Origin of the sequence: Pseudoalteromonas simplex (assembly GCF_015278155.1) — a bacterium.
In the GTDB taxonomy this organism is placed as follows: domain Bacteria; phylum Pseudomonadota; class Gammaproteobacteria; order Enterobacterales; family Alteromonadaceae; genus Pseudoalteromonas; species Pseudoalteromonas simplex.
The window spans coordinates 453,133-466,994 of sequence record NZ_JADILN010000002.1 but is presented as its reverse complement, the minus strand read 5'-3'; the positions used below and the strand labels follow the sequence as shown (position 1 = coordinate 466,994).

The window sequence follows — 13,862 nt, the reverse complement described above, 5'->3', positions numbered from 1 at the left end:
ATAAGCGAGGTTATTTGCTCAATGTTTATGCTATCCCCCTAACTTTAGCCGTGGAAACAAGCAATGTCAGATTTAAATTCGATGCAAACTCTAACAATTACACGCCCAGATGATTGGCACATTCATTTACGTGATGGTGAGCAACTCGTTGATACCGTTCGTGATGCAAGCCGTTACATGGGGCGAGCAATCATCATGCCTAACCTTGTTCCACCGGCAACTTGTACAGACACTGCATTATCTTACTATGAGCGAATTAAAGCTGCGGGCCCACAAGGTAACTTCGAACCATTAATGGTGCTTTACCTAACAGATAAAACTACGCCAGAAGAAATTAAAAAAGCTAAGGCAACAGGTAAAATTGTTGCTGCTAAACTGTACCCAGCTGGAGCGACGACCAACTCAGATTCTGGTGTGACATCAGTTAAGAATATTTACCCTGTACTTGAGGCAATGCAAGAAGTAGGGATGTTGCTGCTAGTTCATGGTGAAGTAACCGATTCATCTATTGATATTTTTGACCGTGAGAAGGTCTTCTTAGATACAATTTTAGCGGATGTAGTAAATGACTTTCCGAGTCTTAAAATTGTGCTTGAGCACATCACGACAAAAGATGCGGTAGAGTTTGTTAATAATGCACCAGAGAATGTTGCTGCAACCATTACTGCTCATCACCTTCTTTATAACCGTAATCATATGCTAGCAGGTGGTATTCGCCCGCATTATTACTGCTTACCTATTCTAAAGCGTAACATTCACCAACAAGCGTTAATTGGTGCTGCAACAAGCGGCAGCAAAAAGTTCTTCTTAGGTACTGACTCTGCACCACATTACAAAGACAAAAAAGAAGCGGCCTGTGGTTGTGCTGGTGCATATACTGCACATGCAGCTATTGAGCTTTATGCTGAAGCGTTTGAAGAAGCAGGTGCTTTAGACAAGCTTGAAGGTTTCGCGAGTCACTTCGGTCCTGACTTTTACGGTATGCCTCGAAACCAAGATACCATTACACTAGTAAAAGAGAGCTGGACAGTACCAGCCAGCTATAAACTAGGCGATTCAGAAGTGGTGCCAATCAAAGCAGAAGCACAAATGGACTGGCAAGTTAAGTAAGTTTTAGTAAGGTCTAAATCGAGAATAAAAAGCCCATCTATTTGATGGGCTTTTTTCATTTATAATTAATTGTTTATAAATAGTACTGTCATATATTTTTGTTTGGGCGGTTGACCTTAAAATTATTTTCGATTAATAGAGCTAAAAGCTATTTAATGTGTTAGTCTTAAATTGCTTTGAGTTTTTGCGTATTGAATTTACGGATAATGTGCGGCTGTACGGTTACCGGTTTGGTTATTGGTTCTTCCTGTACTTTACCCCAAGTTTATTGGGCATTCACTCAGGGAGGATAGAGCCATTATGGCTGAATTTTAATAATTGACTTACAGGAAAATTTGGTATGTCAAACACGGTTACTGGTAAAGTTAAGTTCTTCAACGAAGCTAAAGGTTTCGGTTTCATTGAACAAGAAAATGGCCCTGATGTATTCGTACACTTCAGCGCTATCACAGGTACAGGCTTCCGCACTCTAAGCGAAGGCCAGCAAGTATCTTTCGGCATCAAACAAGGTCAAAAAGGCCCTGAAGCTGAGAACGTAGAAGTAGCATAATTTATTATGTGAACCTAAGCATTTTGGTGAAACAGTTTCTGTTTCACCAAAATTCATTTACTCCCCAAATATCATACAGTTGTACCTAAACCTATTTAAACCTAAAGTATTGTGTTAGCCTTTTTTAATAGGTAATTCTTCTAGAACTTTCTCAACTATTCCTTTAAAGCTACTCTCGGTATCTAAAGTACTATATGCTCTTAGACTTAGTTAATTAAACATGACATTGATCGTTGTGTAAGTGAAAAATTTGATCTAACGAGAAAATTTAGTACTCATTTTCAGAGATTGTAGATTTTTTTACCAACATCTGAATTTCCCGCTAAACTTAGTGATATATAAGACAGCGGTAATTTAAATGAGCAATAAAATACTCGTTTGATAGATATAATGAAGGTTTGCTAATTGATGAGCATAGGAAATAATATACTTTTGGTAGACGATCACCCGATGGTGGCAACAGCAATTAAAATGGTTTTATCCAAATCGACCTTAGTTAACGAAGTTCAAGCTGTTGGAAGTCAAAAAGAAGCACTACAATTTTTAAAAGCTAATAATGTAGCGTTAGCTATATTAGATATTGAGTTAGAAGACTCAGATGGTTTTAGCTTATACAAGCGGGCTGTTAGTGCAGGGTTTACTGGCAAAGTGTTATTCTTATCAGCTAAGCAAGATAAGCATATTATACGCACTGCAGCAAAGTTGGGAGCGCAAGGCTTCGTTAACAAAGCTGAGAGCCTTGAAGATATTTCTTCTGCAGTTGAAATGATCTTGCGTGGTTACACCTTTTTTCCTCAAGAGCATTTAATTGCTTCTGAAAAAGACATTGACGAGTTACTCACTGAGCGTGAACTCGCCGTAATGAATTACCTATTGCAAGGGCTATCGAATAAAGACATTGGTGAAAAACTTTTCATCAGTAACAAGACCGTCAGTACTTACAAAACAAAGATATTTGAAAAGCTTGAGGTTGATTCAGTTATCTCATTAGCTAAGCTAGTAAAAGACCGCGCCGTGTTCTAATGGCGGCAGTTATAAGTCAAGATTAAATCCCGTTTAATGTTTAGTAAGCAGTTTGCTTGCTTATTAAACATTCCCTGCCTGTAAATGCATAAAAATTCTTCTAATTAGATTTTTTAGATGAAAAAACTGAATTTTTTTTTCATTTTTCTTTACCGCTTTTTGATTTCAATAAATGTTACATTTATGTTTAAGTTTGAACGGAATATGAATGTGATGATTGTTACTAAAGGGCTATAGAAGCCTTACAGATGTGTGGCTGTTATATTTTTGTTAACTCGTTGTTTTGGTTATTTTCATATCAACGACGAGTCACCAAATTTTTCCGATGAAAGCCGAACATCAAGTTGACAGACTCAGATGCATTTAGCATTATTGGAGGGTTGATATCTATTAAAAGATATCAGGGTTGTCCTCTTCGGAGGGTAATTAAATTATAAAAGTAACATTACTTAATTGGTTGGGAACTATGTCTGTTAAAATCAGAAAGAGTCTTGTAGCATCAGCGTTGGTTGGCGCTTTTGCATTTGCAAGCAGCAATGTGATTGCAGATCCTTTGAAAGATGTGCAAGATGCAGGTCAACAAATTCAAAAGGCTGCTGTTAAGTCTCAAACTAAAATTGACAATGTATATGGTCAAACTCAAGAGCTAATCGCTGAGTACCGTAGCGTTGTTGACGAAACTGAGCTAATGAAGGTTTACAACGATCACGTAGCACGTTTGGTCGCTGACCAAAACGCTTCAATCGAATCGTTTGACCGTCAAATCGCAACTATCGATAACACGAAACAAAACGTTGTGCCTTTGATGTATCGCATGATCGATACGCTTGAGCAATTCATCAAAGCGGACGTTCCGTTCAATCTTGAAAACCGTCTAGCACGTGTTGAAAGACTTCGTGACATCATGGCGTCAGCTTCAGTTACTACATCTGAAAAATTCCGCCAAGTTCTTGAAGCTTACACTGTTGAAACTGCATACAGCTCAGCTGTAACTGCTTCTCAAGGTACTCTTGAGATCGATGGTAAGAGCATCAACGTTGACTTCGGTCGTTTAGGTCGTATCACTTACGTAGCTCAGTCTTTTGACCTTAAGCACGCGTGGGTGTGGGATAACAACACTAAACAGTGGAAAGAATTAGGTGAAGAATACCTAAAACCTGTTAAAGAAGTTATCCGTATGGCGCGTAAACAAGCGACATTAGAACTTGTTAAACTACCAATTTTTGGCGCGGAGTAATCAATAATGAAGAAACTATTTAAAGGTTTTGCTGTTGCAGCAGTACTATCTGTTTCTGCAGGTACCGCGCTTAATGCACACGCAAACACTGATGCTTTAGACAAAATTCTTGAGCAAGTTAAGCAAGAACGTATCTCTGAAGGCAAATTAAATAAGCAACGTGAACAAGAGTTCCTTTCAGCTCGTGCTGACAAGCAAGCGTTACTTAACAAAGCTAAAAGCGACCTAGCTGCTGAAAAAGCACGTGGTGACCGTTTAGCTAAAGAATATGCTCAAAACGAAAATACTTTAGCAGAAAAAGAGCAAGCTCTTTTAAATGCTCAAGGTACTTTAGGTGAGATGTTCGGTGTTGTACGTCGTGCAGCTGCTGATGCAATCGGTTCAATCGAAGCATCACTTGTTTCTGCTGAAAAACCAGGACGTGCTGAAGTACTTCGCTCACTAGCTGCTGCGAAAGAACTTCCAACTGTTCGTGAACTAGAAGAGCTTTGGATTTCTCTTCAAACTGAAATGACTGAGTCTGCTAAAGTTTCAACTTTCGAAACTGAAGTTGCAGGTCTTGACGGTTCATCTTCTGTGAAGAAAGTAACGCGTATCGGTAACTTCAACTTAGTAACTGACGACGGTTATTTAATCTACTCTCCAGAAACTAAAGCGATTCAACCTCTAGGTAAGCAACCTGATAGCTACATCCTAGCGGGTATCAGCGATTTAGAAGGTACTTCTGCAGATAACTACGCTGGCGTATACATCGACCCGACTCGTGGCGCGATCTTACGTATCAACACGCAGAAGAAATCACTAATGGAATACTACGAGCAAGGTGCTGAAGTAGGTTACATCATCACACTATTATTAGTTGTTGGTCTACTTATCTTTATCGTTCGTTTCATTGATCTTGCGCTTACTAGCACTAAGATTAAGAGCCAGCTTAAGAACCTTTCTACTCCGAATACAAACAACCCACTGGGTCGTATTCTTAAAGTTTACGCTGACAACAAGAATCAAGACGTTGAAAACCTTGAGCTTAAACTTGACGAAGCAATCCTACGTGAAACGCCTCGCATCGAAGCTGGTATCAACATCATCAAGATCTTGGCAGCAATCGCTCCATTACTAGGTCTACTAGGTACGGTAATCGGTATGATCCTTACGTTCCAAACAATCACATTGTTCGGTACAGGTGATCCGAAGATCATGGCTGGTAATATCTCTCTAGCACTTGTAACTACAGCGTTAGGTCTAATTGCAGCTCTACCACTTATCCTACTTCACTCAATTGTTGCGGGTCGTAGTAAGTCGGTTCTACATGTCCTTGATGAGCAAAGCGCTGGTATCATCGCTGCTCACGCGGAGAAGGAGAAAGCCTAATGCTAGTCCTGATGGAGATCTGGGAATCTATCAGGGATTTTGTTGGCACAGGCGGCCAGGTATTATACGTGGTCGCGATAGCACTCTTTCTTATGTGGGTTTTAATGATTGAGCGCTATTGGTTCCTACTAGCTGAGTTTCCTCGTATGACGAAGAACATTGTAGCTCAGTGGGATGCCCGCCAAGACACTACGTCTTGGTACGCACACAGAATCCGTGAAGCATGGATTTCTGAAGCGTCTGAAAAATTAGATCAGCGTATGTTGTTGATTAAGACATTAGTAGCTGTTTGTCCTTTAATCGGCTTATTAGGTACTGTAACGGGTATGATCGCGGTTTTCGAAACCATGGCTACTCAAGGTACTGGTAACGCACGTTTAATGGCATCAGGTATTTCAATGGCAACAATCCCAACAATGGCTGGAATGGTTGCGGCACTATCTGGAGTATTCTTTAGCTCACGTCTTGAAGCGAGAGCGAGAATGGCGAAAGCTAAACTTGTAGATAGCATGCCTCATCACTAGAGAGAGAATTAAATATGGCACGTAAACAACGTTTTCGTGAAGAAGAAGAAGCAGCGGTTGACATGACGCCAATGCTTGACATCGTATTTATCATGCTTATTTTCTTTATCGTAACTACATCGTTCGTTAAAGAGGCTGGTATCGAAGTCAATAAACCTAAAGCAGCTGCAGCTACGAAGCAAAAAAATGCAAACATTTTTGTTGCTATCCGCGCTGACGGTGCGATCTGGATTGATAAACAACAAGTAGACGTTGAGCGTGTATCAGCTAAACTTGAAAGTTTATTAGCAGAACAACCTACTGAAGTTGTAATTTTGCAAGCTGATAAAGAAGCAAAACACGGCGTAGTAGTTAAAGTTATGGACCAGATCAAAGCGACGGGTGATAACCTTAAAATTTCAATAGCTGGAGATCAGTAATGATTCGTTTTCTGTTTTCACTGATTGCAGGTGGGGCAGTTACTTTCGGCTTGTTCTACTTCATGGCGTACCTCATCTCCGGTGGAGCTGACCGTGCGACTGAACAAAAAGAACAGATCGTAGTCGAAATTATGACGAATCCGCCTGAATCTAAGGTGCAGGAGAGGAAGCGTGTTCCGCCTCCGCCTCCGCCACCGCCAAAGCAGCCGCCTAAACCGCAGCCGCCTCAGCCGGAAAACAGCAACCCTAACACTGGTGGTTTGTCATTTAATATGCCAAGCATCGATGTGGGTAGCACAGCTGGTGGCCTAAGTGGTCCAGGTGCATTTGGACGTGATGGTGACGCGACACCTATCGTTCGTATTGAACCAAAATACCCTACGCAAGCAGCGCGTGATGGTAAAGAAGGTTGGGTACAACTTTCATTCACTATCAATGAAGTGGGTGGTGTAGAAGATGTTGAAGTGATCGACGCCGATCCTAAACGTATCTTCGACCGCGAAGCTAAACGTGCGCTACGTAAGTGGAAGTACCGTCCGAAAATCATTGACGGCAAACCACAGAAGCAATTTGGTCTTCAAGTACAACTAGACTTTAAACTTAACCAAGGTAACTAAGGAGGCGAGTAATGAGAAATTTATCTAAAGTAACTGCACTTGCGCTTCTTATGTCTCTATCAGGTGTAGCTTTCACTGCACCTGCTTTAGCAGCGCCAGATTACGCGAAGATTGAAGCGCGTAAAAAAGCAAAAACTAAAGTAATGGGCGAGCGCGTTGGTAAAAAAGTTATTAAAGCGTTTGATTTGTACAATGAAGAGAAGCTTGATGAAGCGATTGCGTTACTTAAAGAAATCGATCCTTCGGATGAATTTGATAAGGCAACAGTCGATCGTTACTTAGGTCAAATGTACGCTCAAAAAGAGCAGTATCAATTGGCTATCAAGCATATCGCAGCTGCAGTTCAGCCTGACGTTTTAAATTTTGCTGACCAAGAGCAAGGCTTAAAACTTCTAGGTGATATGTACGCGGGTACTGAGCAATATGCAAAAGCGAAAGAAGCTTATGCAGCTTGGATGGACTTCACAGGTGAGGAAGATGACAAGGTTTATACACGTATTGCGCAAGCAAACTACGAGTTAAAACTTTTCAAAGACGTACTTCCTGCTGCAAACAAAGCAATTGAATTGGCAAAAGAACCTGCAAAGGCTGCTTACCAATTAAAGCTAGCTGCCTATTTTGAACTTAAACAGTACAAAAATATGGTAGGTGTTGCTGAAGAAATTGTTCGTGTTTGGCCTGAAGACAAAAAAGCCTGGGTTGGTTTAGGTAAATACTACCTTCAAACCGAAGACTTCAAGAAAGGTCTAGCGACCATGGAAGTTGCCTATAAAAATGGCTATTTTGAAAACGAAGTTGAATACAAAGTACTTTCTAACTTTTATTCGTTAAATGATATCCCTTACAAAGCAGCAGTTGTACTTGAAAAGGCAATCAACGAAGAAAAAGTTAAGCGTAACAAGCAAAATATCAGTGCAGTGGCATCTAACTACCACCGTTCTAAAGATATTGAAAAAGCAGCTAAATACTATGAAGAAGCGGCTAAATTTGATGATGATGCTGAGCTTTACCGCAAAGCGGGTTCATTACTTTTACAATCGCAAAATTATAGTGCAGCCGTTGTTCGTTTGAACAAGGCAATAGAGTTAGGTTCTGACAAAAAAGGAACTATTTACTCTGATTTAGCTGAAGCTTATTACTACCAAGAGAAGTATAAGCAAGCTTATAACGCTATCACTAAAGCAATGGACGATCCGCGCACTCGCAAGTTTGCGAAGAGCTGGTCGACCTTCATCAAAGATAAAGCCGCTCGTAACGGTGTAAAAATCTAATTGATGTTGTTTTAAATTAAAAAGCCCCTCTGGGGCTTTTTTTATGGAATTTTAAAATGCTAAGACAGATCGTATTATTAGTTGTCGCAAGTGTGATGCTGATAGCTTGCTCTGAGCAAACATCAGCTTTCAAAACATTTAGTGAAGGGCAGCAAGCGCTGCAAACTATTAATAATTTATTATCGACTCAAGAACAGCAAAGTGAAGCTGCTAGCTGGCCTTTCTCAGAAAGTTATTTGCAAGCACGTCATCAGGCTTATCAAGGACTAAAAACGACGACGTTAGATGTGTCACAACAGGCGCAATTGAACTATTTAATCATTGCTGAGCGTTATCCCGAACGTTACTTTGTGTGGCCTGTACAACGTGATGTTATTAGCCAAGCTCGTTTAGTAGATGACTATTCGGTAAATGAATTAGCTAACTGGCTAGAGTTAGTTGAAACGCAGCTAATTGCAGCTGAGCAAAGCAATCTGAAATTAAATAAAATCGAATTAACGCTTTTACATAATATGGTCAAATCGCACCTTGATAATAGCGATGACAGTGTACAAGCAGCACTAAACAAACTTAATCAATATTTAACTCAATATAAACCGCGTACAAAACTTGGTTTAGTCGGTTTGGCAAATGGTAAAGATTGGTATCAAAGTAAACTTAATTACTTTAGTGGTGAGACTAAGCCGCCTTTAACTTGGTTAAGTGAAATCCAGGCTTCGTTAAAGCAATCGCAGAATGCAGATTTTGTATTACCTGTATCAGACTCTCACGCTAAACCATTAGTAATGAACTATTTTGTAGAAAGTCATCAGCACACAGGTCTTGATTGGCAGCTTGATTATCTCGACCCGCTCAAAAGTAAGCGTAAATTAACAAAAGATGAGCAATACTTCTGGCAAGTTATGATGGAAACCGACTTAGGAATTCATTATCACACATGGAGTGAACAGCAAGCACGTGTTAGTTTGATGAAGCGTCTAGGGGTAAATCAGCAACAAGCTGATTGGTTAATTGAGGATATCGTGCTTTATCCTGCGATGAGCTTTATTTTTATAAATTAGTACAGCGCTGCGCTCTATGGAGCGCATCGCCGACAGCGTTGGCTTGCAGGATCTGCAAGTAAACGTTCGTCATCAATTTTTTCTTCACAATCACAGCAATAGCCATACTGCCCAATATCGATTTGGCATAGTGCTGCTTCTAACTTTTCTATTCGAGCAATCAATATTTGATACTCAGAACCGAGATTATTTGCTGTCAGCTCTAACCAGTCTGAAGGGGGATGATCCTTGAGTTGCGATAGCAGTTGCTGATGATAGGCTTGATCAGAATTAGCCAGCATATCCAGTAAACGTTGTCGAACCTGCGCAAGTTCCGCAGATAACTTTGTTTGAATTTCAGTATTGTTCATCGCTTTTCTTCCAAGTGGGCAATACTGGTATTATCAAACAAAATCGATTTGCTAATTATGATTTGTATCAATACTCGGCGCTTTCGCGTACTTTCTTAGTACATCTGCAACTTCGTCTTTGGCTTTTAGGCGGCGGATCTCATCAAAAAGTGCGTTAGCTTGTGGGTATTGGCGCTTTAAATAGCCGAGCCATTGCTTAGTACGAGAAGCAAAATACTTTTCACATTTGCTCTCGTCTTGGTGCATAGATGAATGAATAATGTGGTATATCACATGCTCCCATAACATCGGAGTGTAATGCTCGTTTTCTGCATGAGATTTTATTTGTTTTGCTAGATCAGGCATCGCTAATGCACCACGACCAAGCATTAAATCTTGGCAATGACTGCGCTTTTGACAAAGCATGGCATCTTCAACTTGCCAAATTTCGCCATTAGCAACGACCGAAATATTTTTATCTTTGATCAACGGCGGGATTTTTTCCCAGTATGCCGGAGGGTTGTAGCCATCTCTTTTAGTTCTGGCATGAATAGCAAGACTTGAAGCACCCGCGCTAACAACAGCATCAACAATTTCTTGGCTATTACTATCATCATCAAAACCAAGCCTAATTTTGGCACTAACTTCATGGCAAGGATCAACAGCATCACGTACGGCTTTAATAATTTCGTACATGTGCTCAGGGTCTTTTAACAGTACCGCACCACCTTTACTTTTGTTCACTGTTTTAGCTGGGCAACCAAAATTTAAGTCAATGCCATGGGAGCCTAGGCGTATTGCTTTGACGGCATTTGCTGCCAAAGCATGAGCAACTTGACCTAGCAACTGAATACGCACTGGCGTACCTGCACGGGTATAGCCACCTGTTTTTAGCTCAGGACAATAGCGGTGAAACACGCGTTCGGGCAGTGTGTCTTCAACGACACGAACAAACTCTGTTACGCATAAATCAAATCCACCTAAATCAGTTAAGAGTTGTCGCATTTTAAAATCCACAACGCCTTCCATCGGTGCTAAAACTAGTCGCATGATACCTGTTAACTCATCAAAAATTAGGACGCGTATTCTAGCTTTTCTGGATTGTTTTATAAATCGTAATTTGCATTCTCGGCACTTTCAGAAAATAATTATAAAAATTTTGAAAGTAATTTTTAGTTCTCGGGTCTTGTTTAATAACCCTTTATAAAAAAGAGAGTCATCGAATGAACACAGTTAAGAAAAATTCAATTGCATTAACATTAGGTGCGGTTGTAGTAGGTGCGTCAAGTTTTGTAGCAACTGATGCGAGTGCAAACCCATTTGAATTTCAGCAAATGCAAGCAGGCTATCAACTAGATGCCGCAGAAGGTAAATGCGGTGAAGGTAAATGTGGCGGCGATAAAAAAGCTGAAAAAGAAGGCAAGTGCGGTGAAGGTAAGTGCGGCGGCGACAAAAAAGCAGCCAAAGAAGGTAAGTGCGGCGAAGGTAAATGCGGCGCAGATAAAAAAGCAGCCAAAGAAGGCAAGTGCGGCGAAGGTAAATGCGGCGGCGATAAAAAAGCAGCCAAAGAAGGTAAGTGTGGCGAAGGTAAATGCGGCGCAGACAAAAAAGCAGCCAAAGAAGGTAAGTGTGGCGAAGGTAAATGCGGCGCAGACAAAAAAGCAGCCAAAGAAGGTAAGTGCGGCGAAGGTAAATGTGGCGCAGACAAAAAGAAAGCTAAAGAAGGTAAGTGTGGCGAAGGTAAATGTGGTTCTAATCACTAAGCGCTCATTTAGCTTTTAAAAGGGCCGTAAAGGCCCTTTTTAGTAGGAGGTAGTATGTTAAATGAATCAGTAGCTGATTTTGGGCTGATTGGCTTAGGTTTGCGCCGAGAAATGCTTGATGAAATGCTCATTGATGTTCCTAAACCTATTGAGTTTTTAGAAGTTGCACCTGAAAACTGGCTAAAGCTTGGGGGGCGTTTTGGTAAACAATTTAAACAGCTTACCGAACAACATGCCTTTGTTTGTCATGGTTTATCGTTATCGATTGGCTCACCAGCAGCGCTTGATATTGAATTTGTACAATCGCTTAAAACCTTTTTTAAAGAGCATAATATTCGTTTATTCAGCGAGCACTTAAGTTATTGCTCGGGCGAAGGACATATGTACGATTTAATGCCCATACCATTTACTGAAGATGCTATTAAGCATGTTGCTTCTCGTATTAGGCAAGTACAAGATATTTTAGAACAGCCAATTGCTATTGAAAACGTGTCTTACTATGGCGCCCCTGGGCAACAAATGACAGAACTTGAATTTACTAATGCTGTTTTAGAAGAAGCTGATTGTAAACTGCTGCTCGACGTGAATAATATTTACGTTAATTCGATTAATCATGGTTATAACGCTGAGCAATTCCTAGCTGAATTACCAACAAAACGGATTGCCTATGGGCATGTTGCGGGCCATTACACTGAGGCCGAAGATCTACTGGTTGATACCCATGGTGCGCCAGTTATCGATCCTGTTTGGCAATTGCTTGAAAAAGCTTATGAAGTTCATGGCGTATTTCCCACCTTATTAGAGCGTGATTTTAATATTCCGCCGATGAGTGAGTTGTTAACCGAGCTAAAAACCATTGAAGCACTGCAGCAAACAGTGAGCAAGCAAAACCAAGCAAGGGTGAAACACAGTGCCTGAACATTTTACTCAAGTACAGCAAGCGTTTATGGCGCATATCCGCGACCCCCAGCAACATGCTAAGCCTAGCGATATTGAAGAGCGTCGGATGGCTATTTACCGCGACTTATTTTTTAATAATGTGGATGGGTTTGTCAGCTCTGCGTATCCAGTATTAAAAAGTTTATATTCAGAGCAAGCTTGGCACAGACTCGTTAGGCAGTTTTTTAGCCAGCATGATTGTAAATCACCTTATTTTTTAGATATTGCAGGGGAGTTTCTGGCTTTTCTTGCTAATGACTATGAAGTGCAAAGCGATGATCCCGCGTTTATGTTAGAGCTAGCGCACTATGAATGGGTTGAGCTTGATGTATCGGTTGCTCAAGAGGTGGCAGAAGAAGTCAGTTTATCGGCTCATCAAGTGACAAGCTCTGCATTATTCTTAAGTTCACTTGCCCGTAATTTGAGTTACAGTTTTCCTGTTCATACCATCAGTGCAGATAATCAACCAAGTGAACCGGCTGCACAACCCAGTTACTTTGTGGTTTATCGTGATAGCGATGACGAAGTACAATTTTTATCGACAAATGCGATGACCGCATTACTTCTTAATATTATTGAATCTCAGCCGGGTGCAGATTTAAATGATGTATGCCAAGCAGTTGCAGAGCATGCGCCTCAATTTAGCCAAGAGCAGCTGTATCAGGGAGCCCTCAATACCTTGAGTGCAATGGCTGAACGCGGCATTGTGGTTTCTAATACCTTGGTTTAAAAATCAGCTAAAAGTCTTTATTGATGTATTTAGTTCGACTATTATGAGCGCCTTATTTTGTCGTGCTTAAATAAAGGTAGTAATTATGTCGAATGATAAAGACTTTAAAGATCCGTTCAATGCAACTTATTTCATTGCGTTTTTAGCTGTATTCGGTGGCATTGGCTGTCTAAACGCTATTCTTGGTTGGATCACTTCTTTATCTTAATCTGCGCAAGCAAATTAAAGACAATAGGCTGCATTATGCAGCCTTTTTTATAGCTTATATTTCTTGTTAAATGATTAATTTCGAAACTTGCTACCGACTTTCTACTAAGGTGATGTTATACTCTCGAGCTTTGTTAGATAAACTTTTTGAGCAGTATAATTATGACTCAAGCAACTTCAACGCTCATCAAACAGAGCATTGCAACGATCGCTGATTACCCAAAGCCGGGCATTATGTTCCGCGACGTAACTACTTTAATGGCTAATGCTGACGCATTTAAAGCAACCATCGACAGCTTTATTGCAGCATATAAAGACCAAGGTTTTACAAAAATCATCGGTACTGAATCTCGTGGTTTTATCTTCGGTGCACCACTTTCTTACGCACTAGGTATTCCATTCATTCCTGTTCGTAAACCAGGCAAACTTCCTCGCGAAGTGATTTCACAAAGTTATCAATTAGAGTATGGTGAAGATATTCTTGAGCTTCATACAGACGCAATTGTCCCTGGCGATAAAGTGTTACTAGTAGATGACTTACTGGCTACAGGTGGCACAATCGAAGCAACGGCAAAATTAGTTGCTAAACTTGGCGGTAACGCAACTGATGCGGCATTTGTTGTTTCTTTACCTGAGCTGGGTGGTGAGCAACGAGTTGCTGATATGGGCATCAAAATCTTAAAGTTGGTTGAATTCGAAGGCGAATAATTA

17 protein-coding genes are annotated in these 13,862 nt (G+C 40.6%); 15 read left to right on the top strand and 2 right to left on the bottom strand.

The annotated features are described in order from the left end of the window. Positions 1–63: 63 nt before the first annotated feature. The 10 genes from pyrC to IRQ78_RS05890 all read left to right on the top strand — a co-directional run bounded on the left by pyrC (position 64) and on the right by IRQ78_RS05890 (position 9,183). Entirely contained in the window at positions 64–1,110 is a 1,047-nt protein-coding gene (pyrC, locus tag IRQ78_RS05935; protein ID WP_054551562.1) for a dihydroorotase, read from the top strand. A gap of 340 nt (positions 1,111–1,450) precedes the next feature. Further along, entirely contained in the window at positions 1,451–1,660 is a 210-nt protein-coding gene (locus IRQ78_RS05930) for a cold-shock protein (protein WP_036967526.1), read from the top strand. A 432-nt stretch (positions 1,661–2,092) separates the two neighbouring features. Next, positions 2,093–2,683, top strand: coding sequence for a response regulator transcription factor (locus IRQ78_RS05925; protein WP_161804338.1), 591 nt, complete (start codon positions 2,093–2,095; stop codon positions 2,681–2,683). Between the two features lie 466 nt (positions 2,684–3,149). Continuing rightward, entirely contained in the window at positions 3,150–3,920 is a 771-nt protein-coding gene (locus IRQ78_RS05920; RefSeq protein WP_054551560.1) for a DUF3450 domain-containing protein, read from the top strand. A gap of 6 nt (positions 3,921–3,926) precedes the next feature. Further along, positions 3,927–5,291 carry a MotA/TolQ/ExbB proton channel family protein gene (locus IRQ78_RS05915; protein WP_054551559.1) on the top strand — a complete coding sequence of 455 codons (1,365 nt, stop codon included), beginning with the start codon at positions 3,927–3,929 and terminating at the stop codon, positions 5,289–5,291. Next, entirely contained in the window at positions 5,291–5,815 is a 525-nt protein-coding gene (locus IRQ78_RS05910; RefSeq protein ID WP_054551558.1) for a MotA/TolQ/ExbB proton channel family protein, read from the top strand. The genes IRQ78_RS05915 and IRQ78_RS05910 overlap by 1 nt, the downstream gene beginning before the upstream one ends. Positions 5,816–5,829: 14 nt before the next feature. Continuing rightward, on the top strand, positions 5,830–6,234 hold the full coding sequence (locus IRQ78_RS05905; RefSeq protein WP_054551557.1) for an ExbD/TolR family protein: 405 nt from the start codon (positions 5,830–5,832) through the stop codon (positions 6,232–6,234). Beyond that, on the top strand, positions 6,234–6,851 hold the full coding sequence (locus tag IRQ78_RS05900; RefSeq protein WP_054551556.1) for an energy transducer TonB: 618 nt from the start codon (positions 6,234–6,236) through the stop codon (positions 6,849–6,851). The genes IRQ78_RS05905 and IRQ78_RS05900 overlap by 1 nt, the downstream gene beginning before the upstream one ends. 11 nt (positions 6,852–6,862) lie before the next feature. Beyond that, positions 6,863–8,122, top strand: a complete 1,260-nt coding sequence (locus tag IRQ78_RS05895) for a tetratricopeptide repeat protein (protein WP_054551555.1) — start codon at positions 6,863–6,865, stop codon at positions 8,120–8,122. Positions 8,123–8,178: 56 nt separating this feature from the next. Further along, positions 8,179–9,183, top strand: coding sequence for a hypothetical protein (locus IRQ78_RS05890; protein WP_194441597.1), 1,005 nt, complete (start codon positions 8,179–8,181; stop codon positions 9,181–9,183). A gap of 14 nt (positions 9,184–9,197) precedes the next feature. Here IRQ78_RS05890 and IRQ78_RS05885 read toward each other — a convergent pair whose 3' ends face one another. Both IRQ78_RS05885 and IRQ78_RS05880 read right to left on the bottom strand, forming a co-directional pair. Further along, positions 9,198–9,533, bottom strand: coding sequence for a TraR/DksA family transcriptional regulator (locus tag IRQ78_RS05885; RefSeq protein WP_054551553.1), 336 nt, complete (start codon positions 9,531–9,533; stop codon positions 9,198–9,200). A gap of 51 nt (positions 9,534–9,584) precedes the next feature. Continuing rightward, the gene (locus tag IRQ78_RS05880) at positions 9,585–10,562 is read right to left on the bottom strand and encodes a tRNA-dihydrouridine synthase (protein ID WP_187490784.1); all 978 of its coding nucleotides are present in this window, start codon (positions 10,560–10,562) and stop codon (positions 9,585–9,587) included. A 173-nt stretch (positions 10,563–10,735) separates the two neighbouring features. Here IRQ78_RS05880 and IRQ78_RS05875 point away from each other — a divergent pair, with 173 nt between their 5' ends. The 5 genes from IRQ78_RS05875 (at position 10,736) to apt (ending at position 13,859) form a co-directional block, all read left to right on the top strand. Further along, entirely contained in the window at positions 10,736–11,275 is a 540-nt protein-coding gene (locus IRQ78_RS05875; RefSeq protein WP_194441596.1) for an HvfA family oxazolone/thioamide-modified RiPP metallophore, read from the top strand. Between the two features lie 54 nt (positions 11,276–11,329). Continuing rightward, positions 11,330–12,193: an HvfB family MNIO-type RiPP peptide maturase gene (locus IRQ78_RS05870; protein ID WP_138600427.1), complete on the top strand. Its 864-nt coding sequence runs from the start codon at positions 11,330–11,332 to the stop codon at positions 12,191–12,193. After that, entirely contained in the window at positions 12,186–12,944 is a 759-nt protein-coding gene (locus IRQ78_RS05865; protein ID WP_283235034.1) for an HvfC family RiPP maturation protein, read from the top strand. Before IRQ78_RS05870 ends, IRQ78_RS05865 begins: the two co-directional genes overlap by 8 nt. A gap of 85 nt (positions 12,945–13,029) precedes the next feature. Beyond that, positions 13,030–13,152: a hypothetical protein gene (locus IRQ78_RS20725; protein WP_254907726.1), complete on the top strand. Its 123-nt coding sequence runs from the start codon at positions 13,030–13,032 to the stop codon at positions 13,150–13,152. Positions 13,153–13,313: 161 nt separating this feature from the next. Then, positions 13,314–13,859 carry an adenine phosphoribosyltransferase gene (gene apt / locus IRQ78_RS05860; protein ID WP_054551549.1) on the top strand — a complete coding sequence of 182 codons (546 nt, stop codon included), beginning with the start codon at positions 13,314–13,316 and terminating at the stop codon, positions 13,857–13,859. Positions 13,860–13,862: the final 3 nt, after the last annotated feature.

Bases quoted from the DNA above. Each gene is read 5' to 3' on its own strand.
- apt (WP_054551549.1), top strand. From the start codon at position 13,314: ATGACTCAAGCAACTTCAACGCTCATCAAACAGAGCATTGCAACGATC.
- IRQ78_RS05885 (WP_054551553.1), bottom strand. From the start codon at position 9,533: ATGAACAATACTGAAATTCAAACAAAGTTATCTGCGGAACTTGCGCAG.
- pyrC (WP_054551562.1), top strand. From the start codon at position 64: ATGTCAGATTTAAATTCGATGCAAACTCTAACAATTACACGCCCAGAT.
- IRQ78_RS05880 (WP_187490784.1), bottom strand. From the start codon at position 10,562: ATGCGACTAGTTTTAGCACCGATGGAAGGCGTTGTGGATTTTAAAATG.
- IRQ78_RS05910 (WP_054551558.1), top strand. From the start codon at position 5,291: ATGCTAGTCCTGATGGAGATCTGGGAATCTATCAGGGATTTTGTTGGC.
- IRQ78_RS05915 (WP_054551559.1), top strand. From the start codon at position 3,927: ATGAAGAAACTATTTAAAGGTTTTGCTGTTGCAGCAGTACTATCTGTT.
- IRQ78_RS05905 (WP_054551557.1), top strand. From the start codon at position 5,830: ATGGCACGTAAACAACGTTTTCGTGAAGAAGAAGAAGCAGCGGTTGAC.
- IRQ78_RS05900 (WP_054551556.1), top strand. From the start codon at position 6,234: ATGATTCGTTTTCTGTTTTCACTGATTGCAGGTGGGGCAGTTACTTTC.
- IRQ78_RS05875 (WP_194441596.1), top strand. From the start codon at position 10,736: ATGAACACAGTTAAGAAAAATTCAATTGCATTAACATTAGGTGCGGTT.
- IRQ78_RS05890 (WP_194441597.1), top strand. From the start codon at position 8,179: ATGCTAAGACAGATCGTATTATTAGTTGTCGCAAGTGTGATGCTGATA.
- IRQ78_RS20725 (WP_254907726.1), top strand. From the start codon at position 13,030: ATGTCGAATGATAAAGACTTTAAAGATCCGTTCAATGCAACTTATTTC.
- IRQ78_RS05920 (WP_054551560.1), top strand. From the start codon at position 3,150: ATGTCTGTTAAAATCAGAAAGAGTCTTGTAGCATCAGCGTTGGTTGGC.
- IRQ78_RS05895 (WP_054551555.1), top strand. From the start codon at position 6,863: ATGAGAAATTTATCTAAAGTAACTGCACTTGCGCTTCTTATGTCTCTA.
- IRQ78_RS05930 (WP_036967526.1), top strand. From the start codon at position 1,451: ATGTCAAACACGGTTACTGGTAAAGTTAAGTTCTTCAACGAAGCTAAA.
- IRQ78_RS05870 (WP_138600427.1), top strand. From the start codon at position 11,330: ATGTTAAATGAATCAGTAGCTGATTTTGGGCTGATTGGCTTAGGTTTG.